This window comes from Rathayibacter iranicus NCPPB 2253 = VKM Ac-1602 (assembly GCF_003149025.1).
Lineage (GTDB): Bacteria > Actinomycetota > Actinomycetes > Actinomycetales > Microbacteriaceae > Rathayibacter > Rathayibacter iranicus.
In genome coordinates this window covers 20,096-42,050 of sequence record NZ_QGDV01000001.1, presented here as the reverse complement: position 1 = coordinate 42,050, position 21,955 = coordinate 20,096, and the positions used below count along the sequence as shown (strand labels likewise).

Below are 21,955 nucleotides of genomic sequence, written 5' to 3'. Positions count from 1 at the left end.
GCGGATTCAAGTGTCAGCGTCAGAGCGCTCAGCGCGCGAGCCGCGGGGCCGCCGCAAGCAGGCTCCGCGTGTACTCCTCCTGCGGAGCGGCGAGGAGCGACGCGGCCGGCCCCGACTCGACCACGCGGCCCTCCCGCATCACCGCAATGCGGTCGCTCATGTGCGCGATCACTCCGAGATCGTGCGAGATCAGCAGCAGCGCGAGGCCGTGGCGACGCTGGAGGTCATCGAGCAGATCGAGGATCTGCGCCTGCACCGACACATCGAGGGCCGACACCGGCTCGTCGCAGATCAGCACGTCGGGGCGGGTGGCGAGCGCCCGGGCGATGGAGACTCGCTGACGCTGGCCGCCCGAGAGGGTGCGCGGCGAGCGTCGCTCCAGCGCAGGATCGAGCCCGACGCTCGTGAGCAGCGACGGCACCGAGTCGGCGCCCGCGTCGCGGAGGAGGCGGCCGACGCTCCAGCGCGGGTCGAACGACGAGAGGCTGTCCTGGTAGACGGCTCCGATGCGGAAGCGGCTAGAGCGGCGCGCGCGCTCCGTCGCCGATGACCACGGCTCGCCGAAGAGCTCGACGGCCCCAGCGTCGGGTCGCCGCAGCGCCAGAAGAAGCCGAGCCACCGTGCTTTTGCCTGATCCGGACTCACCGACGAGGCCCACGGTTTCGCCGCGCCGCAGCTCCAGATCGACACCGTTCACCGCGGTCCTGACGCCTCCACCGGGCAGCGGGAAGCGGGCGACGAGGCCGCGGGCGGCGACCACCACCTCGCCGGCCGCCTCGGGCGGGAGCACCGGGGCACAGGAGTCCGTCAGCCGCGATCCGCGCGGCCGACCGGCCGGGACGGCGGCCACCAGCGCGCGAGCCTCGGCGCTGCGGGGCGCGCGCAGCACCTCGGCCGCGGGCCCCTCCTCCATCACGCGACCGTCGGCCAGCACGAGGATGCGGTCGGCGAGCCCCGCGACCACGGCGAGGTCGTGCGAGACCAGCAGCAGGGCGCGGCCCCGGGCCTTCTGCTCGGCGAACAGTTCGAGCACGCGCGCCTGCACGGTCACATCGAGCGCGGTGGTCGGCTCGTCGGCGACCAGCAGCGGCGGATCGAGGGCGACGGCCGCGGCGAGCAGGGCGCGCTGGCGGAGTCCGCCGGACAGGTCGCCGGAGCGCTCGCGCATCCGCTCGACCGGGTCGGGCATGCCGACGCTCGAAAGCGCCTCCGCCGTGCGCCGGGCGCGCTCGCTCGCAGGTAGCTGGCCATGTAGGCGAAACACGTCGCCGATCTCGCGACCGATGGGCCGGAGTGGATCGAGCGAGAGCAGGGCGTCCTGGGGGACGAAGCCGACGTCGCCTCCGCGCAGGCGACGCAGGGCGCGCTCGCCGGCACCGATCACCTCGGTGCCGCCCACCCGCACACTGCCGGTCACCGCTCCTCCGCTCAACCCCAGCAGTGCTCGGGCGGTGACGCTCTTGCCCGACCCCGACTCGCCGACGATCGCCACGCACTCCCCCGGCTCGATGCGGAACGAGACTCCGTGCACCACCTCGACCCCGTCGAACGCGATCCGCAGGCCCTCAATGACGGCCGTGCTCACCGCGCACCCCGCAGTCGCCCGCCGAGCACCGTCGTCGCGATCGTGGTCAGCACGATTGCCAGGCCTGGGAACACCGTCAGCCACCAGGCGCTCGCGAGATAGGTACGACCCGCCGAGAGCATCGCACCCCACTCCGGAGCGGGCGGCTCGGCACCGAGGCCGAGATAGCTGAGCGCCGACGCCCACACGATCGCCTGGCCGATGCCGAGCGTCGCCAGCACGGCGAGCGGCCCGAAAGTGTTCGGCAGCACGTGGCGCAGCAGGATGCGGGCCGGCGGGTGCCCGAGCACGCGTGCCGCTTCGACGTATCCGGAGTCGCGGATGCCGAGGAGCTGCGTGCGCAGGATGCGGGCGTACCCCGGCGCGGTCGAGAGACCGACCGCGATCGTCGCGGGGACGACTCCGGGACCCGTGACGACAATCACGAGCAGCGCAAGCAGCAGGGCAGGGAAGGCGAACAGCACTTCGAGGACACGGCCGATCACGGCGTCGACGGCACGACCGCCGAACGCCGCGATCACGCCGAGCAGAGCGCCCAGCACGAGCCCGATGGCCGTGGCGCTCACGCCGATGAGGAGGGAGGCACCGGCACCCGAGATCAGCCGACTCAGCACGTCGCGGCCGGACTCGTCGGTGCCGAGGAGGTGGGCGGCGGACGGCGGTGCGAAGGCGTCGCGGGGGGCGACAGCGAGCGGATCGGCGGGGGCCAGCAGTCCGGGCGCGACGGCGGCGAACAGAAGGAGGGCGACGAAGACCAGCGCCAGGACCTCGGCGGCGCGGACTCGCGCGGCACCCCGACGCAGCGGACGGGCAGCGCGCAGCTCGAGTTCGCTCACGCGACCGCCTCCCGCCGGGCAAGCCGCGGGTCGATCACGCGGGTCAGGACGTCAGTGGCGAGCGTGATGACGATGTACGCAAGCGCCGTCACCAGAACCACTCCGGTCACCACGGGCACATCGCGCACGGTCACCGCGGCGAGCAGGGTGCGGCCGAGGCCCGGGCGAGCGAAGATCGTCTCGACCACGACCGCCCCGCCGATCAGGTAGCCGAACGCCCAGCCCGAGAGCGAGACGCCCGGCAACACGGCGTGCCGCAGGGCGTGGCGCAGACGGATCCCGAGTTCCCCCTCGCCCCGCGCCCGGGCGGCGAGCACGAACGGCGATTCCAGGGCGTCGAGGAGGGAGCGACGCATCACCTGCCCGAGGAACCCCGCGAGCGGTATCGCGAGAGTGAGCGTCGGCAGCACCAGCCCGGCCGGGGCGTTGGTGCTGACCGGGGGCAGCCAGCGCAGCGCCGTCGCGAAGACGGCGATCAGCACGGTCGCGAGCCAGAAGTGCGGCAGGGCGGCGGCCGTGAGTTCGAGGCCGGACCCGATCGCGGCAGCGAGGCGACCACCCCGCGTCGACCACAGGGCGGTGGCAAGCGCGAGGAGCCAGGCGACGCTCAGGGCGAGGGCGGCGAGGAGGAGAGTCCCCGGCAGCTGCTCGCCGAGCAGTTGCGCGACGGGAGTGCGGAGGGAATAAGACATGCCGAGATCGCCGCGGGCGAGCCGACCGAGTTGCACGAGGTACTGGACGAGGAGCGGCCGGTCGAGGCCGTACTGCTCCCGGACTGCGGCGAGCGCCTCAGGAGACGCCTGCGAGCCGGGACCGCCGAGTATCGCCTGCGCGGGATCGCCGGGGACGAGTCGGATGAGGAAGAAGACGGCGGTCGCGACAGCCCAGAGCACGACCAGCGCGCCGCCGAGGCGGAGGAGCGTGCGACGGATCATGGACACATCTCCTCTCTACTGTGGTGCCGACGGCTGCCCCGATCAGCATGAGGGGCCGTGCTGATCGGGTAACGCGCCGCGCCGACCTCACCAGACCTCGCCGCAGGGTCAGGCCCAGGCGTTCGCGAACCAGGGCGTCGACACCGTGTCGAGCGCCACGAGGCCCTGCACGGACGAGCGGTGGAGGTAGTGGTTCTGCTGGTCGTAGAGCGGCAGGATCCAGTAGCCCTCGAGGACGATCCGCTGGGCCTGCTGGTAGAGGTCGGCGCGGGCCGCTTCGTCGGTCGTCGCATCCGCCTGGTCGAGCAGGGCGTCGAGGGCCGGATCGTCGACCTGCGCGTGGTTGGCGAAGTAGCCGCTCGGCGCGGGAGTGATCCCCGACGACGAGTACAGGATCCGCAGCACGTCGGGCCCGACCTTCGTGTACGGCGCGCTCACCAACTCGTACTCGTTCGAGCCGAGCGCGGTGTACCAGCTCGAAAGGTCGAGAAGACTGATCTGCACGTCGAACCCGAGCACCTTCGCCGAGGCCTGGACCTGCTCGAATAACGACTGCTCTGCGGGGATCGACTGGTTGGTGCTGACAGGGAAACGCAGGGTCAGGGGCTTCCCGTCCTTCTCGCGGATACCGTCACCGTTCGAGTCGACCCAGCCGGCCGCGTCGAGCAGTGTCTCGGCGGCGGTGACCTCGGAGTCGGAGCCAGCGTCCTTGAAGCGGGCAGCGTCGGAGTAGGCGGTTGCCTCGCGGCTCGACAGCGGAGAGTAGGACCGCGCGGCGGTACCGAAGAACAGCGAGTCGATCGCATCGTTCACGCCGACTCCGCGAATAAACGCCTCCCGCACGGACTCATCGGTGAACGGCGCCTGGCCCGAGTTGAGTTCGAGGCGGTTGACCGAGCCGGGGCGCGGCGCGTCGAGTTCAACCAGGTCGGACGTGCCGGCCGCGGCTTTGAGCGTGTCGGGCTGAGCGTTGTCGATCACGTCGACCTCGCCCGCCTGTAGTGCGGAGTAGCGGGTGGCGGAGTCGGGGATGAAGCGCCAGGTGATGCTCGCGAGGTGTGCGGGGCCCGCATGTCCGTCACCGGTGGGTCCGGCCGACGCGTCGTAGGCCTCATTGCGGGTCAGGGTCACGTGGTCCTGCTTGACCCACTCCGAGACGGTGAAGGGGCCGGTGCCGACCGGTGCCTCGCAGTTCACTGCCTCGCCGCGGGCAATGCCGGCGGGCGATTCGATCGCCGTCCACGGCTGGGCGAGCGACTCGAGCAGCGCACTATCGGGAGCACTGAGGGTGAAGCGGGCAACAGTGGGCGAGACGGCGGTGACGGAGGCGACCTTTGCGACGGCGAGGTAGCCGGTGGACGACTTGGTCGCCGGGTCCTGGAGGTGCGCGATGTTCGCGGCTACGGCCTCGGCGTCCAGCGGCGTGCCATCGGTGAAAGTCAGACCCTCGCGGAGGGTGAAGTCGTAGCTGAGAGCGTCGTCCGAGACGGTCCACGACTGAGCCAGCCACGGCGTGATGGTGCCCTCCGCGTTGCGCGACACCAGCGACTCCAGTACCTGCGTGGCGAGCAACGCCTGCGGATAATTGCCGCCGACGTGCGGGTCGAGGCAGGTGGGTTCAGCGTCACCGGATGCGTAGGTCAGGGTGCCCCCGTCGACCGGCGTGCTCGAGGAGCTGGGCGACTCGGCGGTGCAGCCGCTGAGCAGGAGCGCGGCGGCCGCGACGGCGGCGGGGAGGACGAGGGAGCGGGTGCGACGCAGCGGCATGACGGCTTTCGTGAAGGGTAAGCGGGGAGCGCCCGTTTCTTGCGCGGGAGCCAGCAAACGGTAGCAGGAGTCCCGGCCTGACGGTGGACGGTGGCAGGATCCGTGACACCCCGGCCCCTCCGGTCTCGCTGGGGGCTCCGGTGCGCCACCTCATCCTCGGCGCGCGTCATTCCCCATTTGAAGATGAGATCGAGCGCTCGGGCAGCGAAAGGCGTCCCTACGCTGGCGCAATGCTTCCCCATGAACCTCACGTCAGCAGCCGGCGGAACGTCCTCGCCGCCGGCGGTCTCAGCGCCGCGGCGGTCTTCGCAGCTGCCCCCTCGGCCTCCGCAGAGACGAGCGGCGGAGGGTCGTGGCGGGAGGATCCGATCGACCCCGGCGTGATCCATGTCCTCGGTGCTCGCGGCTACGAAGACGCCAACTTCGCTACGAACAACAAGGCCTTCGCCGAAACGTGGCAGGAGGTTCTGCGCCGACAGCGCGAGGAGAGCCGCGGCGGCCAGATTGTGCGAATCCCACCGGGCGTCTACTACATCGACCACTGGGACCTCTCCGTCGTCTGGAGCGATATCGGGAGCGCCTCAGAACGCGAGGCAGATCGTTCTGGATCCGCATCGTGGTTCTTGAACGTCACCATCCAGGCCGAGGGCGTCGTCTTCGTCGTGAAGAAGTCAGCGGGAGAGACCTACCAATCCGTCTCTGGGCCGGCCCCTGTTCCCGAACCGGTCATTCGGGTGGGTTCCCGAGAGGGCGGGCGGGCGCAGAATCTCCTCAAAAAGGTCTCCATCATCGGCCTGCGTATCCAGGCGTACACCAGCCCCAGCGCGAACCTTAATTCGATTCAGCGTCTCGGGATCCTCATCGAGCACTGCCAGCAGTTCACGATGGATCGCGTCTGGATCAGCCTGCTCACCCTCGGCGGTATGTCCCTCGTCGGGACGATGGATTGCGCGTTCTCGAACGTGCAGATCCTCTGGTGCGGACGCGACAGCGACGAAGTCTCCGCGAAGAGGTACGGGCTCACCATCACCGGCTCGGCTGAGGCCGCGCGGGCCGACAATCCCAACGCCCTGCGTCTGACCGGCATCCACATTGAGTTCTGCCCGTTGCTCCTGCTCATCGATGGCGAGGCCCGCCATATCGACTTCTTTGCCTGCAAGTTCGAACAGTCGGCGCCGTCCCGCACGTCGCCGGTCGTCCTCGGCGGCGTCGATGGAACCGGCGGCAGAGGATCCGTCCTCGAGATCGGCTTCCACGGGAGCACGTTCGTCGGCTCGTACTACAACAACAAGTCCAATCCGAATTCCAACGTCTTCAAGGTGCAGCAGCCTCCCTTCGTCTCGGTCGAGGAACGTTCCTACTACGGAGACGACTCGACACCGCAGAAGAACGTCTTCGCAGCGGACTCCGCCTGGCGTACGCACACGGCAGTGTCGTTCGCCGGCTGCCACTTCACCACTCCCGATGGCGCTGGAGCGCGGTGGTTCCGCGGGGCGAACTCGTCGTTCACCGCCTGTGACTTCTCCGGATGCGCGAATGTCGGCGACGAGGCGCCCTCGATCGACATGGGCGACAACGTCATCATCGACGGGGGTCGCTTCGCACTCGCCGCCTCCGTCAACGACAAGTTCGGCAACGGCCGCGCCTCCACGATCACTGCGGCGGAGGGCCTGCGCAACGATCTCTTCCGGTTCCGGGGCAGCAGTGCCAGCGTCTCGAGACCGATCATCTTCTACCCACCACCCGCGGCGGACGGGCAGCGCGTGCCCGGCGTGCTGGTCACCCTCGCTGGTGGCGACCGCACCCGGCGCAACATGCTCACCGGATACCGGCCGGTCTATGGACAGGCGCCCACACCGACCCGGTACGAGGCCTCAGTCGAAAAACGTTTGAACGACAGGCTCGAAGTCGATTCGATCTTCGTCGACCTCGCCGCGCAGCTGACCGGATCGCAGGGCAACCCGCCCTCCGTCTTCGGACGAAGCGCTGGCACCCTGATGACTGGTGTCTACGAAGACTTCCTCGACGCCTATGCCGGTCAGCAACTTCGGCTCGTCGTGGGGTGGGGCCAGCATGTCGACCTCGTCCACTCCGATATCCTCGTGCTGCACGGCGGCAGGAATCGGACCGCCCCCGAAAAGACGTGGCTCACGTTCGACCGGGTGGGAACATCCTGGATCGAACTCTAAGTCAGCAGGTCATCCCGCTGAGCAGGCCCTGACCCAGGGCCTGCTCACAGTCGTGTTTGAGCTGGTGAGGAGTAGTTTCGCTGGGCGTTCGGGAGCTCTGGCATGGTATCGGTGGGCGTGAGGGATATCGGTGTGGCCGGCGAGGCGGAGGAGCCCGATGGCGGGCGATCTGATCGTGGCCATGACGCGGGGCGCCTGGCCGGTGCGGATCTCGGAGTGGTCCTCGTCGTCAGTGACGTCGCGAACCCAGTGCAGCCAGTTCTCGATGCCCCAGTGTCCTCGGATCTGCGCGGCCAAATCGAGGGCTCGGACGGTCGGCGTCCCGCCGCGATGCTAAGTATCTCGAGAGTGTCACCGGCCGCGTCCTGGACCCATTCTCCGATCGTTCGCGAACGATCGCGACCCCGCGATCCCGACCGCAAGAAGCGAGTCCACGCAATGCCGGACAGCGCGGCGCTGCCGCGGATCAGGGACCGTCATGAGTAGTTCCAGCAACCGAGGGCGGACACAACCCTCACAATTCGGCTCCGCGGACACGGACATGACAGGAAAAGAGGCATGTCAGGCGTGGTCGTTTCGCGCGGATCGTGAGCGTGAGAACTTTCGTCCTTACCGCGAACGCCACGCCTGCCCCGACACCCCTCACGCTCGGCGTGTCAATCCATAAAAACCCCGATCAGCAACCTCACCTACGACAACCTCACCACAACCGTGACGAGGCCCTGGGTTCAGGAACCGTAAAGTGATTCGGACGAGTCCTGTACGCGAATGCCAAATGCGCCGTTCGCGACGTTCGCGATCGGCCCAACGGACGCTTCGAAATGCATTTCGGCCCAGGCGGGTCCATCCGGCCCGGCGGTCTCGCGGTTAATTCCTCCAGAGACGGAGCAACTCCCTAGCGAATTGTTGCAACCAGCCCCCCGGTAATCTCGGACCTTATCCGTCGTATAGTCGATGCGGAAGGAGGCATTGCTGACGACATCATTGATTTCGATCTTACAGTTGTTGTACCATCCCTCACTGAAGCTGCATTCGCTGCTCTGCGGGTCGATAGCCTGTGTTGAGAACTCAGCCTTCGGTGTCGGGTTCTGCCGTTCAGTCCATCGTCGCGAGCCATCGCTGAAAACGCTGACGTACCGGGTGAATCCAGCACGCTGTTCCTGGAACGTCGAAACCGGGATGGATGAACTGATCTGGGATTCAATCGTATGCCCCCTGCTCAGGGTCGCGAGCAGATCATTCTGTGAGTCTGCGGGTATGCCGACATCCGCCATACTCACCCTGACGGTGGCGACTTGCGCGGCAGTTAGCTGGTCGATGGGAGCTTCGTCGGCGGCTGCGACCGACCCAAAGGTGACGCAGGTGAAAGCTGTCAGTTCTACAAGACCACGGCGCGCTCGTCTCACTAAGGCTGCACGGTGCATAATTATCTCCTCCGGACGGTCAACCGATTACCTTCTGAGGCTTACGCTGCCACAAACCTCGGCGATACCTCAACTGATTATTCACTCAGATTGTCTCGGGTCTTCCTCTTCGACAGGCGTCGATTCATCAGCAGTTTTGCGACATAGCACACGGCGCCGATGACGACAGCAAAAACAACGACGAGAATGACTACCGTAAGGAGAAGGTTTGCGTTTCCGAACATCAGGTTTTACTTTGACTTTCTCTCGTGGAAGAACGTTTGCGCAAGATGAAAAATTTGTGAGAGATCTCGTAGGTACCCACCGGGGATTATCCCTATACGTCCTATCGGGTCTCCGATATCGGACTTTGTTAGTGAACACTATGCACAGCGAGCCACCTCCGCAAAGCGTTCTTCGCCGGGTGCAGCACTGGGAGCGGTCGGTGACCCCACGACTCCGTCCACGCCTAGGGCCTCGTCACAGTCGTGTTTGAGCTGGTGAGGAGTAGTTTCACTGGTCGCGTGTGACGAGGCCCTGGAGGCGGACCGGGCCGGGACGCCGCTACGGTGACCACATGACCGACCGCGCCCCGACGATCCGTGACGTCGCGGAGCGGGCCGGAGTGTCGTATCAGACAGTCTCGCGGGTGCTGAACGACAGCCAGCAGTTGCGGGCCCACACGAGGGAGCGCGTGCTCGCGGCGATCGAGGACCTTGGCTTTCGGCCCAGCCCAGCCGCCCGCGCGCTCGCGACGAGCCGCTCCGGACTGATCGGGATTCTCGCTGCCGAGAGCCACAGCTTCTATGGGACCGCTACCGCGATGGCCGCAATCGAGCAGGCGGCACGCGATGCGGGCTATCGCGTGCCCGTGGTCAACGCGGCGCCGGACGCGGAGTCGCTTGCCGGCGGCCTCGCACACCTGCAAAGGGAGTCGGTCGAGGCGATCATCATCCTCGCCCCGCAGGAGCGTGCGCTGGCGGCGATCAAGAACCTCGCCATCGGCGTCCCCTCGGTGACGCTCGGCGCGACGGGCCGGGGAGCCGATGCCCTGCTCCTCGTCGATCAGGCCGCAGGCGCCCGGCTCGCCACCGAGCACCTTGTCGGCCTTGGCCACTCGCGCATTGCGCACCTCGCGGGTCCTCAGCACTGGGTGGAGGCGCAGGCTCGGATCGACGGCTTCAAGACGGGGATGAGCGCGGCCGGCCTCGCACCGGCGGCCGTGGTCGAGGGCGACTGGAGCGCCGAGTCCGGCTACCGCGTCGGACTGCGGCTCCTGGACGCGGTGCCCGACCTGACCGCGGTGTTCGCCGGGAACGACCAGATGGCGCTCGGGCTCCTCCACGCGTGCGCCGACCGGGGCCTGCGCGTGCCCGAGGACCTGAGCGTGGTGGGATTCGACGATGTGCCGGAAGCCGCGCACTATCACCCGCCGCTCACCACGATCCGGCAGGACTTCGCCGAGGTCGGCCGCCGCACGATCGGCGTCGTGCTGGCGGAACTCCGCGGCGAGACGGCCGCGGTCGACAGCCCGGTGCCCCCTGTGCTGGTGACGCGCGCATCCACGCGGACACCGCGCAGCTGACGACATCCCTCCGCCGCACCGGTCAAACGGGCCGCCCGTGACCGATCGACCGCCAGTCGCGGGATGAGGCCGGTTGCCGATGGTGGGTCCTTCGCTTACGCTGGATCGGGCTTTGTGAACGGTCACATGGCTTGAGCGAGGAGCATGATGGACCAGCGCAGGCCAGCCGACGCGATCAGGAGTGGCGCCACCGCCCTCGGCATCGAACTCGGCTCCACCCGGATCAAGGCGTGCCTGGTCGACGCGGCAGACCCCTCCGTCGTTCTGGCCGTCGGCAGCCACGAGTGGGAGAACCAGTTCGTCGACCGCCGCTGGACCTACTCCCTCGACGCCGTCCACGCCGGCCTCCAGGCCGCCTACGCCGACCTCGTCGCGGACGCGCAGAAGCGGCACGGCGTGCCACTCACCTCGGTCGGAGCGCTCGGCGTCTCGGCAATGATGCACGGCTACCTCCCCTTCGAGGCCGACGGATTACCGCTCGTCCCCTTCCGCACCTGGCGCAACACCAGCACCGGCCCCGCCTCGGCCGAACTCACCGAGCTCTTCGGCGTGAACATCCCGCTGCGCTGGTCGCTCGCGCACCTGCACCAGGCGGTCCTCGACTCCGAGCCGCACGTCGAGCGGATCGACTTCCTCACCACCCTCGCCGGCTACGTGCACTGGCGCCTCACCGGCGAGAAGGTCCTCGGAGTCGGCGACGCCTCCGGGATGGTTCCGACCGATCCGACGACCCGCGACTACGACCAGCGCGTCATCGACCGCTACGACGAGCGCGCCGCCGGCGCCGTGAAGCCGCTGCGCGAACTGCTGCCGACCGTACTTCCCGCCGGCGCCGACGCCGGCTCGCTCACCGCCGAGGGCGCGCTGCTGCTCGACCCGACCGGATCCCTCCAGCCAGGCGCCCCGCTCTGCCCGCCCGAGGGCGACGCTGGCACCGGCATGGTCGCCACCAACTCCGTCGCCCCGCGCACCGGCAACGTCAGCGCGGGAACCAGCATCTTCGCGATGGTCGTGCTCGAGGGGCCGCTGGGGAGCGTGCACCACGAACTCGACCTGGTCGCCACGCCCGCCGGCGACCTCGTCGCGATGGTGCACTGCAACAACGGAGCCAGCGAGCTGGCCGCCTGGGTCGGTCTGTTCTCGCGGTTCGCCGCCGCCTCGGGCGGTCCCGCCGAGAGTGACGCCGTCTACGGCACCCTCTTCGCCGAAGCGCTCGAAGGCGAGGCCGACGCGGGCGGACTGCTCGCCTACAACCACCTCGCGGGCGAGCCCATCGCCGGGTTGGTCGAGGGCCGCCCGCTCGTCGTGCGTACCCCCGACTCCCGCCTCACTCTCGCCAATTTCATGCGCGCGCAGCTCTACGGCGTGTTCGGCACGCTCGCGCTGGGCATGCGCGTCCTGGCCGGCGAGGGCGTCCGGATCGACGCGATGTTCGCACACGGCGGCATGTTCCGCACCGCAGGAGTCGCGCAGCGCTTCCTCGCGGGCGCACTCGACGCGCCCGTGTCGGTCGCCGCGACCGCGTCCGAGGGCGGCCCGTGGGGCATGGCCGTGCTGGCCGCCTACCGCCTCACCGCCTCCCGCCCGCAGAACGCAGTCGCGCTGGACGAATACTTGACCGCTCACGTCTTCGGTGACGCCGGCTTCGAGACCGTCGCGCCCGACGCCGACGACGTCGCCGGCTTCTCCGCCTACCTCGAGCGCTACCGCGCCGGCCTCGCCGTCGAGCAGACCGCCGTCGAGACCCTCACCGACACCCTCACCGACACCCAGGGAGCCACCGCATGACCAGCCAGATTCCCGCCGTCGAGGAGGCGATCGCCCGCGTCCGCGAGGACGTCGCACGCCTGCACGCCGAGCTCGTCCGCTACGGCCTGGTGATCTGGACCGGCGGCAACATCTCGGGCCGCGTGCCCGGCGCCGACCTGTTCGTGATCAAGCCCAGCGGCGTCTCGTACGACGACCTCGCGCCCTCGACCATGATCCTCTGCGACCTCGACGGGACCGTCGTCCCCGGCACCCCCGGCAGCGACCGCAGCCCCTCGAGCGACACCGCGGCGCACGCCTATGTGTACCGCGAGATGCCCGAGGTCGGCGGAGTCGTGCACACCCACTCCACCTATGCGACCGCCTGGGCGGCCCGCGCCGAGCCGATCCCCTGCGTCATCACGGCGATGGCGGACGAGTTCGGCGGCGACATCCCGGTCGGCCCGTTCGCGATCATCGGCGACGACTCCATTGGCCGCGGCATCGTCTCAACGCTCGCCGGGCACCGCTCTCGCGCGGTCCTGATGCAGAACCACGGAGTCTTCACCATCGGCAAAGACGCGAAGGACGCCGTGAAGGCGGCCGTGATGGCCGAGGACGTCGCGCGCACCGTGCACCTCGCGCGGCAGGGCGGCGAACTCGTCCCGATCCCGCAGGAGTCGATCGACGCCCTGTTCGACCGCTACCAGAACGTCTACGGACAAAACCCCACCGGAGCTATCGCATGAGCCGCAGCATCATCCCCGACCTCGCCACCCGCACCGTCTGGTTCCTCACCGGCAGCCAGGACCTCTATGGCGAGGACACCCTCCGCCAGGTCGCTGAGCAGTCGCAGGCCGTCGTCGCGCAGCTGAACGAGTCGAACTCGATCCCGGTCACGATTGAGTGGAAGCCGGTGCTGAAGAGTTCCGACGCGATCCGCCGCACCATGATCGAGGCCAACTCCGACGACTCCGTGGTGGGCGTCATCACCTGGATGCACACGTTCAGCCCCTCGAAGATGTGGATCCACGGCTTCGACGCGCTCGCCAAGCCGCTGCTGCACTTCCACACCCAGGCGAACGTCGCCCTGCCGTGGCAGGACATCGACTTCGACTTCATGAACCTCAACCAGGCCGCGCACGGCGACCGCGAACACGGCTACATCCTCAGCCGGATGAGCGTGCCCCGGAAGACCGTCGTCGGCCATGCGAGCGACGCCCGCGTCACCGAGTCGATCGGCATCTGGTCGCGCGCGGCGGCCGGCTGGTCGGCCTCGCAGAGCATGAAGGTGGCCCGTTTTGGTGACAACATGCGCAACGTCGCCGTCACCGAGGGCGACAAGACGGAGGCTGAGATCCGCCTCGGCGTGAGCGTGAATACCTGGGGCGTGAACGAGCTGGTCGAGCGCGTGGACGCCGCGTCCGCCGCCGATATCGACGCGCTCGTCGCCGAGTATGTCGAGAGCTACGACGTGGTGCCGGGGTTGCTTCCCGGCGGCGAGCGCCACGAGTCGCTCCGCTACGGCGCCGCGGTCGAGATCGGCCTGCGCTCGTTCCTGGAGGAGGGCGGCTTTGAAGCGTTCACCGACAGTTTCGAGGACCTCGGCGGGCTGCGTCAGCTCCCCGGCCTCGCCGTGCAGCGTCTGATGGCCGACGGCTACGGCTTCGGCGGAGAGGGCGACTGGAAGACGGCGGTGCTCATCCGCATCGCCGCCGTCATGGGCGCCGGCCTGCCCGGCGGTACCAGCCTGATGGAGGACTACACCTACGACATGACGCCCGGCGAAGAGCTCATCCTCGGCGCGCACATGCTCGAGGTCTCGCCGTCACTCTCGTCCCAGCGCGCCTCGCTCGAGATCCACCCGCTGGGGATCGGCGGCCGCGAGGACCCGGTGCGGCTGGTCTTCACTGCCGACGCGGGCCCCGCCGTGGTCGTAGCCCTCAGCGACGTCCGCGAGCGCTTCCGCCTGGTCGCGAACGCGGTCGAGACCGTCGAGCCGCCTCAGACGCTCCCGCACCTGCCCGTCGGCCGCGCCGTGTGGAAACCCGCGCCGGACTTCGGCACCAGCGCCGCCGCCTGGATCACCGCCGGCGCCGCGCACCACACAGTGATGACCACGCAGATCGGCCTGGAGGCGTGGGAGGACTTCGCCCGCATCGCCGGCGTCGAGCTGTTGGTCATCGACGAGTCGACCACCCTCCGCGGGTTCGAGGCGGACATCCGCTCGAACGCGGCGTACTACCGGCTGGCACAGGGGCTGTAGGAGTCGGTCGGCGACGGTGTTCTTCCACACCGTGAAGCCCTACGACGCTCCAGGGTCCCTCGACGAGCTGGTGTGCCCCGCGGGCGGTGTTCTGGAACTCTCTCACCACCTCTACTGGGGCCGGAGCCCACCATGGATATCGATTCACCGGGTGGTGTGGTGAAGGCGTACCAGGCGGTCCTCTCCGAGGGCAGCGCGCGCGATCAGGTCGCGCCTGAACCGTGGTCTTCTGCTCGGAGTCTGGCCGGACCTCGCTTTCCCCGATCGGGTGCGGGTGCTCGGGGAAGAACAATTCCCTGCGCTCCACCGCGGACCGGTCTAGGCTAAATCTGAGGAGGGGTCGAAATGAAATTTAGAGGTCAGGTGCTGTCGGTCGCCGCCCTGCTTGAGCTTCCAGACGATCAGCCCGCTCCGCGCAACGAAGTTCCCACTCTGCGCATCGTGCACAGCGCGGCCGGCAACGCCCGTCATGCAGCGCAGCTCATTGCCGAGGGCGAGCCGCTGGACGTCGGTTGGAGATTCGGGATCCTGCAGACCCTCGATGACTACACGTCGACGTTCAAGCGCGGAGGCCCCGTTCTCGGGTCGGTGGTCTTTTCGGACACACCTTCCCCCACAGGCGCCCGCGAACTCGACGCGGCTTTCGCGGCTCTGGCTGACCATTTGGCCGAGCGTGACCGCTGGGAGCCGCCGGCGTGGACTCTCGATCCGGCACGTCGCGTCGCATCGTGGTACCCCGATGTGCCCAGCATCTTCCGCGAAGAGGCCGAGCGGGACAGCCCCCGAGCTTTCCGTGAGCGTGGAATTCTGATCACAGGACGCTCTTTGGCTCGAGCATGATTGGAGACGGGCCGCTCGACGCGGCTCAGCTCCGTGCGCTCTTCCAAGAACTCTCTGACCGCCTGGAAGATCGCGGCCAGCAGGCGCAACTGTTCGTCGTTGGTGGCGCCGCGATGGCACTCGAGTACGACGGGAAGCGGGTGACGCGCGACGTCGATGCCGCGTTCGCCCCGACTTCGGCGGTCCGTGAGATCGCCGCAGAACTCGGCGAGCTTCACGGTCTTGAAGCGGACTGGATTAACGACGCCGCAAAGGGATTCCTCCCCGGACAGGACGAGGATGCACGAACAGTCTTCGACTCCGAGTCCCTCCTCGTCCAAGTCGCGTCACCCCAGTACCTCCTTGCAATGAAACTCCATGCAGCGCGGGGCGAGCGGGATCTCTCCGACGCCGCGACTCTCTACAACGTGGCCGGGTACACGACTGCCGAGGAGGGTGCAGCGCTCCTTAGTCGCACGTACCCCGTCGAGCAACTCCTCCCTCGCCACCGGTACATCGTGGATGACGTCGCTCATCGCGCGAGCCAGCAGCGAGCCCTCCCTGACTCCTTCACTCCTTGAGTCGACCAAGCTGCTGACGAGGATCTTGCGGGCCCACTCGGCAGGCTCGCCACGTGCGCTGCACCGGGCGGCCTCGTCCCCGTCGATAGGATCCGCAACGCCAGCGTCTACTCGGACGCCACGATCGACACCCAGCTTCAGGGCCTGCAGGCCCGCTTCGACACCTAGACTCGAGTAATCCGCCGTTCCCTGGTTGAGAAGGATGCACACCGCCGCGGGCTGTCGCTGTGACGGCCGAGCGGCTCTGGTGCCGTGTCGTGAAGGGCCCAGCGCCTGAGGACTGCCAGATGTGGACGGGTGCGATCGGGGATGACGGCTGCGGTCGTTCGCCCGCACCGTCTCCCCCTGAGCCAATTCCGGGATCCGCTCCAGGCCGTGTCCTGCCGACGCGAGTTGCAGTCTGCGCCGGTCTTCGCACGCGCTACGGACACACAGTCCCTGCGTGCCGCTCGCTAAGTGAGATGCTCCAGCCATCCTTGCTGGCCCCGAGCACGTCTCGCAGGGAGTCGCACCGCGTCGTGGGCCGCATGCGCCATTTCACACTTGCATACTGCGCAAGTGTGAAATGATGTCGGAGATACGCAACGAGGAGGAGTCATGAACGACCACGGTCCGCACGTAAGTAAAGAAGCTCTCCGCGAAGCCTTAGAAGCAGCCCGACAAGGCGCCCAGGCTGGGATTCGGCCCGCGTGGTACCCCATCGGCCTGGGGCTGTCTCTTGCAGTGGCGTTGGCATCGTTCGCCGTGCCGTGGCTGACCATTACCGGCGTCGTCTTAGGAGGAATCATCGCGCCCCTCGCGCTGGAGCAGCTTGCCCGGCGAAGCACGGGAGCATCGCCCGTCAAGAGCTATTTCGCCCCCGGCACGCGCATGGTGACGGTCGCTTTCGTCCTCGTGTCGGCCGCGCTGTGCGCAGCCTCGCTTTTTCTTCTGAAGACGACAGGCGAGACGACCTACGTGCTTGTGGCGGCAGTGGCGCTGGGTATCGTGACCGCATTGTGCACCTGGCAGGTCGGACGCTCGCGAAGATCGGCTCTGGCTGTCGACCCGTCAGCGCGATGACGCGCGTGCGCTTCGATTCGGTCATCCACCCCGAACAGCGAATACGCATTTGCGCCTTTCTTTTTCCCAACGATGAGGTCGCCTTCTCGGTCATGCGGGAGGCGCTCGGCATGAGCGAGTCGGCACTGAGTCGGCAGGTCAAGATTTTGGTCGAGGCCGGCTACGTGTCGATGACCCGAGAGACCGGAGTACCGCGGCCCCGATCCTGGGTGGCGCTGACACCCGAGGGACGGGGGGCGACGAAAGGCCACCTGCAGGCGCTCCAGCAGATGGTCGCCGATAGTGACCAATGACCCGTGGCGCAGGCCACCGGGTCGCGACCGTTGCGTACGCAATCGAGGTTGAGAGCGCCGATCGCGCCGCATAAGCCCCGAATCCGCGCTCTCCGCCTCGGTTACGAACACTCTTGCGGTCGCGGCAGGCTGGCGCGACCTGCACAACGGAGGCTGAGAGTCGTCACCGGCGCTCCAAGCCCCGATCCCGAGCGCTCATCCTTCGCTGTGCGGACGGCTCCGCGGTGGTCCGAGGTCGAGTGGCCCGGGTGATGGCGCCTTCGTAGGGAGCCCAGCCGCCAGAATCCGCTCCACCATCCCGACAGCTCGCTCGGGCAGCGCATCACCCGGGTAGAACTCCTCGTACAGCTCCTCGGCGGCGTCGAGTGTCGCGACCTCGCACAGACTCAGCAGCTGCCGGATGTCGTCCGTGTCGCGGCCCGGGCGGAGGTGGAGCGAGTCGAGGTCCTGCGTCGTTGCGCGGTCGAAGTGGCGCAGGGCGAGCGCCGCTCCACCCACAAGGCGGATGCCTGCTTCCTCTCGCGCCTCGTGCAGGAGGGCGACGAGGTCGCGGAGTCCCGCCAACAGATCGCTCCTGTCGAGTGCCGTCGCCATCGTCAGACGCTCGCGAACGTGTCTCGCCAGACGAGGACGCCGCGCCGAAGCAACTCCTCCGGCACATCGGACTCGGTCGGGATCGGATCGGCGGGATCGACCTCGAGCGTGCGAGGCTCCTTCAGGTGCCGTCCGGGGTCGTCCACCCAGACGGGCAGCGGGACCCGCTCTTCGGCGAGGCGCCAGGCCACGAGCCCGGCGAGCGCCGCGTCCCACACCGCGCTCCTCGTGGATTCCGGCTGAGCGAGGCCCAGCACACCGCGGACGAGACCGCGCTCGGCCACCAGGTCGTCGTTGAGTTGCAGGAGGACGCGGAGCGCCCGCCTCTGATCGCCGGCGGCGAGGTTGTCGCGGATGCCGACAGCGGCTTCCGCCGCATCGTCACGGTGCGTCGGCGCGGAGTAGAGCCGATGCCCGGCACCCGCCAGCAGCCTCTCGACGGTGCTGTACGCGGCGTCCCGGCCGCTCTCAGCACGGGAGACTCCGGCCTGGTCGAGCCGCGAGCGTGTGGCGAGCTGCTTCTGAGTCAGCCCCCGACTCGTGCGAGCAGCTCGAAGGAGTGTGCCGATCACCGCGCCTCCCTATGTCGTAGACGCCATATTATGGCGCGCCCGGTGCGCAGGGCCCGTGCAGCCGGTTCAGGAAGCGACGTCCGCGACCGAGGTAGGAAGCGCGGATCCGCCCTGTACGGCGCCGGATCGGATGTCCCGGCCTCGGTTGCAGACAGGTTCGCCTGCACAACGAAGATTGGGAGCCCCGAAAGGCGCCCGCGGGCCGGGATCCTCTCAGTCTTCGTTGTGCAAGCTGCCTGCCGCGCAGGCGCAGCGCCGTCAGTCGCGCGCGCTCGAAAACGCCGCGTCGAAGGCGTCGGCCGGCGGCGTGATCGCGTTCAGCTTCCGCACGAAGGCCAGCGCTTCGGGCGCCCCGTCCAGGCGGTCCATGCCCGCGTCCTCCCACTCGACGCTGGTCGGGCCGGTGTAGCCGATCGCATTGAGCGCGCGGAAGACCGGCTCCCACGGAACCGCGCCGTGGCCGGTCGAGACGAAGGTCCAGCCGCGGCGCGGGTTCGCCCAGGGCAGGTGTGAGCCGAGGACGCCGTTGCGGCCATCGAGGTTCGTCACCGACTCCTTCACGTGCACGTGGAAGATGTGGTCGGCGAAGTCGAGCACGAAGGCGACGCTGTCAAGCTGCTGCCAGACGAAGTGCGACGGGTCGAAGTTGAAGCCGAACGATGCGCGATGGCCGATCGCCTCGAGAGTGCGCTTGGCGGTCCAATAGTCGTAGGCGATCTCGCTCGGATGCACCTCAAGGGCGAAGCGCACGCCGACCTCCTCGAAGACGTCCAGGATCGGATTCCAGCGGTCGGCGAAGTCCTGGTAGCCGGCGGCGACCCACTCGTCGGAGGCGGGCGGGAACATCGCGACGCCCTTCCAGATCGACGAGCCGGAAAAGCCGTTGACCTGCGTTACGCCGAGCGCGGCGGCGAAGCGGGCGGTGTCCTTGAGGTCCTGGGCGGCGCGCTGACGGACGCCCTCGGGATCGCCGTCGCCCCAGACCCGGTCGCTCAGGATGTCGCGGTGCCGCGCGTCGATCGGGTCGTCACAGACCGCCTGGCCGGTGAGGTGGTTCGAGATCGCGAACACCTGGAGGCCATGAGCGGCCAGAATGTCCTTCCGGCTCTGCACGTACTCCGTGTCGTCCCAGCGCGCTACGTCGATGTGGTCGCCCCAGCAGGCGATCTCGAGGCCGTCGTAACCCCACTCCCCCGCGAGACGCGCCACCTCCTCGAACTCAAGGTCGGCCCACTGGCCGGTGAACAGGGTGATCGGTCGCGTCATTGCGTGTCCTCACTCGGGTCGACGCCGCGGATGAGCCCTTGGGGACGCCCGGACGGCTGATTTGAAGTTCCACGCAACATATCAGGAGCACCCCGACGGAAGGAACGGTCATCCGACCACCCGCGGCGCCTGAGAGACTGCGCACAGGCCACTGAACCGCGCCGCAGGTCCTGCGGCTCGACGTCGTCCTCGGGGCTGCGCCCGAAGTTGCGCAGCAGCGCATCGTCGTCGAGCGAGACGAGAGAGGCGCGGTTGAGGCGGCGGGAGTCGAATAACCAGCGTTCAAGGCGGGTCCCCGACAGCGTGGGAAGGGTCGGCATTCGTCGCTGATCGAGATCTCTCACTGTACTCAGGTCACGAGGGACGATAGGAAGAGAGATATGAATTCACCCCGGGTGATCCATGTCGATTGACGGGGGATCTGACGTGGCCGACGAGCCGTCGATACTCCCCCGAATACAGCGTCGGCGAGGCGGGCCTGCCCGGTCTCCGGGTGCACCGCCACGCTGCGGATGGTCACCGCGGCCCGTCGCGACCGGTGTGTCGCTCGATGGCGAGACGGTCCCGACGGGGCCGTCCGACAACCCGACCACCCCCGAGAACACTGGAGTCCTCCGTGCACAGCACCATTACCGTCGACCTCGACCGCCCCGGCGCCACCATCAGCCGCCACCTCTACGGCCACTTCGCCGAGCATCTCGGCCGGTGTATCTACGACGGCTTCTGGGTCGGCGAGGACTCACCCATCCCTCACGAGGGCGGGATCCGCCTCGACGTGGTGGAAGCCCTGCGCGCCCTCGACATCCCTAACCTCCGCTGGCCCGGCGGCTGCTTCGCCGACCGCTACCACTGGACCAACGGCATCGGGCCGCGCGAGCAGCGCCCCGGCCTCATCAACACACAGTGGGGCGGAGTCGCGGAGGACAACTCCTTCGGCACCCACGAATTCATGGCCCTCTGCGAACTCTTGGGCGCCGACGCCTACATTTCGGGCAACATCGGCTCGGGGACAGTGCAGGAAATGGCCGACTGGGCCGAGTACCTCACCGGTGCCGGACAGTCGCCGATGGCCGACCTCCGCCGCTCCCACGGCCGGGAGGAACCGTGGACAGTCCGCTTCTGGGGCCTGGGCAACGAGACGTGGGGCTGCGGCGGCAACATGCGGGCCGGCGCCTACGCCGACCTCGCGCGGCAGTTCGGAACCTTTGTGCAGAGCGGCAACGACACTCCGCTCTACCGTGTGGCGGCCGGAGCCGACGGCGCCGACACGCACTGGACGCAGACGCTGATGGAAGTGATCCCCGAGATGGAGGGGCACCCGTTCTCCTCCGTGCCCTGGGAGTCGGTCTCGGTGCACTACTACACGATCGGCGGCTCCTGGAATGCGAAGGGCAGCGCCACCGACTTCGACGCGGACGCCTACTGGAGCACGATCGTCGCCGCCCAGGGGATTGAGGAGTTGCTGCGCTCACACGCCGCGGTGATGGACGTGCACGACCCCGAGAAGAAGTACGGGATGGTGCTGGACGAGTGGGGCACCTGGTGGGATGTGGAGCCGGGCACGCACCCGGGGTTCCTGTTCCAGCAGAACACCATTCGCGACGCGATGGTCGCGGCCTGGCACTTCGACGTCTTCCACGGCTTCGCTGACCGGCTGAGGATGGCGAACATCGCGCAGACGGTGAACGTACTCCAGGCGATGCTGCTGACCGACCCGGATGGCGGCGAAATGGTCCGCACCCCGACTTATCACGTGTTCGAGATGAACAAGGGGCACCACGACGCGACCGTGCTACCGACCACGGTCGCAGGTCCCACCCACGCGGTCGGCGGTCGCGAGATTCCTGTCTCCTCCGCCTCGGCCTCGACGAAGGACGGGCGCGTGCTCGTCTCGCTGACCAACGTCGACCTGGACGCACCGCTCGAGATTGCCCTCGACGTCCGCGGCGGGAGCATCGCCGCAGCGACCGGCCACCTCCTCACCGCCGACCGGCCCGATGCCCATAACCGCCCGGGCGCCGCCGACGAGGTGAGCCCGGTGACCCTGGACGGTATCGAGACCACCGCGACGGGCCTGCGCGTGACGCTCCCACCGCACTCGTTCGCGACCGTGACGCTGGAGCTCGCGTGATCGCCGCGCCTCTCCCGAGCCTCGAAAGTCCAAAAGTTGTCGCACTCGGCGCCAAGTGCGACAACTTTTGGACACTCGCGGGTGGTACCACTGTCGACGTGGAATGACGGCCGCCGTCGAGCGTGGCAACTCGACAGCCTGACCGGCACGTTCTTCACCTCGGTACAGATCGAGCGTCCTTCGCCGATCCTTATAGGTCCTGCTCGCCGCACATACTGACCCCCCTGACGGGGGAGGCTGGCACGGCCTCGTGCGCCCAATTTGTGGGTCGAGACTTCCACACTGGAAGAGCCCGGATTACTTCAGCGGATCGACCGATCCCTCC

Annotated in this window: 18 protein-coding genes; 10 read left to right on the top strand and 8 right to left on the bottom strand. The window is 68.2% G+C overall.

All coding sequences use genetic code 11. From position 1 onward, the window contains the following. Positions 1–28: 28 nt before the first annotated feature. The 4 genes from B0H03_RS00215 to B0H03_RS00200 form a co-directional block, all read right to left on the bottom strand. Complete coding sequence (locus B0H03_RS00215) at positions 29–1,585, bottom strand: ATP-binding cassette domain-containing protein (RefSeq protein WP_104266128.1); 1,557 nt, start codon at positions 1,583–1,585, stop codon at positions 29–31. Continuing rightward, entirely contained in the window at positions 1,582–2,421 is an 840-nt protein-coding gene (locus B0H03_RS00210) for an ABC transporter permease (RefSeq protein WP_104266127.1), read from the bottom strand. Before B0H03_RS00210 ends, B0H03_RS00215 begins: the two co-directional genes overlap by 4 nt. Then, positions 2,418–3,356: an ABC transporter permease gene (locus tag B0H03_RS00205; RefSeq protein ID WP_104266126.1), complete on the bottom strand. Its 939-nt coding sequence runs from the start codon at positions 3,354–3,356 to the stop codon at positions 2,418–2,420. Before B0H03_RS00205 ends, B0H03_RS00210 begins: the two co-directional genes overlap by 4 nt. 108 nt (positions 3,357–3,464) lie before the next feature. After that, on the bottom strand, positions 3,465–5,123 hold the full coding sequence (locus B0H03_RS00200; RefSeq protein ID WP_104266125.1) for an ABC transporter substrate-binding protein: 1,659 nt from the start codon (positions 5,121–5,123) through the stop codon (positions 3,465–3,467). A gap of 230 nt (positions 5,124–5,353) precedes the next feature. On the opposite strand from B0H03_RS00200, the gene B0H03_RS00195 reads away from it, so the two are divergent. Continuing rightward, positions 5,354–7,312 carry a hypothetical protein gene (locus B0H03_RS00195; protein WP_127844063.1) on the top strand — a complete coding sequence of 653 codons (1,959 nt, stop codon included), beginning with the start codon at positions 5,354–5,356 and terminating at the stop codon, positions 7,310–7,312. A gap of 728 nt (positions 7,313–8,040) precedes the next feature. Here the strand turns inward: B0H03_RS00195 and B0H03_RS16060 are convergent. After that, positions 8,041–8,736, bottom strand: coding sequence for a hypothetical protein (locus B0H03_RS16060; RefSeq protein ID WP_127844062.1), 696 nt, complete (start codon positions 8,734–8,736; stop codon positions 8,041–8,043). Between the two features lie 556 nt (positions 8,737–9,292). Between B0H03_RS16060 and B0H03_RS00185 the strand changes: the two genes are divergently transcribed. The 8 genes from B0H03_RS00185 (at position 9,293) to B0H03_RS00145 (ending at position 17,067) form a co-directional block, all read left to right on the top strand. Further along, positions 9,293–10,300, top strand: a complete 1,008-nt coding sequence (locus tag B0H03_RS00185) for a LacI family DNA-binding transcriptional regulator (RefSeq protein ID WP_104266122.1) — start codon at positions 9,293–9,295, stop codon at positions 10,298–10,300. A gap of 144 nt (positions 10,301–10,444) precedes the next feature. Then, positions 10,445–12,088 carry a xylulokinase gene (locus B0H03_RS00180; RefSeq protein ID WP_104266121.1) on the top strand — a complete coding sequence of 548 codons (1,644 nt, stop codon included), beginning with the start codon at positions 10,445–10,447 and terminating at the stop codon, positions 12,086–12,088. Beyond that, complete coding sequence (locus tag B0H03_RS00175) at positions 12,085–12,795, top strand: L-ribulose-5-phosphate 4-epimerase (RefSeq protein WP_104266120.1); 711 nt, start codon at positions 12,085–12,087, stop codon at positions 12,793–12,795. Before B0H03_RS00180 ends, B0H03_RS00175 begins: the two co-directional genes overlap by 4 nt. Beyond that, positions 12,792–14,312 (top strand): L-arabinose isomerase, encoded by a 1,521-nt coding sequence (gene araA / locus B0H03_RS00170; protein ID WP_104266119.1) that lies wholly within the window; start codon positions 12,792–12,794, stop codon positions 14,310–14,312. The genes B0H03_RS00175 and araA overlap by 4 nt, the downstream gene beginning before the upstream one ends. A 345-nt stretch (positions 14,313–14,657) precedes the next feature. Further along, positions 14,658–15,152 (top strand): hypothetical protein, encoded by a 495-nt coding sequence (locus B0H03_RS00165; RefSeq protein ID WP_104266118.1) that lies wholly within the window; start codon positions 14,658–14,660, stop codon positions 15,150–15,152. Next, a complete protein-coding gene (locus B0H03_RS00160; RefSeq protein WP_104266117.1) occupies positions 15,149–15,712 on the top strand; it encodes a DUF6036 family nucleotidyltransferase in 564 nt (187 codons plus the stop codon). Before B0H03_RS00165 ends, B0H03_RS00160 begins: the two co-directional genes overlap by 4 nt. 597 nt (positions 15,713–16,309) lie before the next feature. After that, positions 16,310–16,774 carry a hypothetical protein gene (locus B0H03_RS00150; RefSeq protein ID WP_109714828.1) on the top strand — a complete coding sequence of 155 codons (465 nt, stop codon included), beginning with the start codon at positions 16,310–16,312 and terminating at the stop codon, positions 16,772–16,774. Further along, a complete protein-coding gene (locus B0H03_RS00145; protein WP_104266114.1) occupies positions 16,771–17,067 on the top strand; it encodes a transcriptional regulator in 297 nt (98 codons plus the stop codon). Before B0H03_RS00150 ends, B0H03_RS00145 begins: the two co-directional genes overlap by 4 nt. Positions 17,068–17,262: 195 nt before the next feature. Here B0H03_RS00145 and B0H03_RS00140 read toward each other — a convergent pair whose 3' ends face one another. The 3 genes from B0H03_RS00140 to B0H03_RS00130 form a co-directional block, all read right to left on the bottom strand. Continuing rightward, positions 17,263–17,661, bottom strand: a complete 399-nt coding sequence (locus B0H03_RS00140) for a hypothetical protein (RefSeq protein ID WP_104266113.1) — start codon at positions 17,659–17,661, stop codon at positions 17,263–17,265. Positions 17,662–17,663: 2 nt separating this feature from the next. Further along, entirely contained in the window at positions 17,664–18,233 is a 570-nt protein-coding gene (locus B0H03_RS00135; RefSeq protein WP_104266112.1) for a helix-turn-helix domain-containing protein, read from the bottom strand. Between the two features lie 258 nt (positions 18,234–18,491). Then, positions 18,492–19,499 (bottom strand): sugar phosphate isomerase/epimerase family protein, encoded by a 1,008-nt coding sequence (locus B0H03_RS00130; protein WP_104266111.1) that lies wholly within the window; start codon positions 19,497–19,499, stop codon positions 18,492–18,494. A 616-nt stretch (positions 19,500–20,115) separates the two neighbouring features. Between B0H03_RS00130 and B0H03_RS00120 the strand changes: the two genes are divergently transcribed. Beyond that, positions 20,116–21,630, top strand: coding sequence for an alpha-N-arabinofuranosidase (locus tag B0H03_RS00120; protein ID WP_337189950.1), 1,515 nt, complete (start codon positions 20,116–20,118; stop codon positions 21,628–21,630). Positions 21,631–21,955 lie beyond the last annotated feature (325 nt).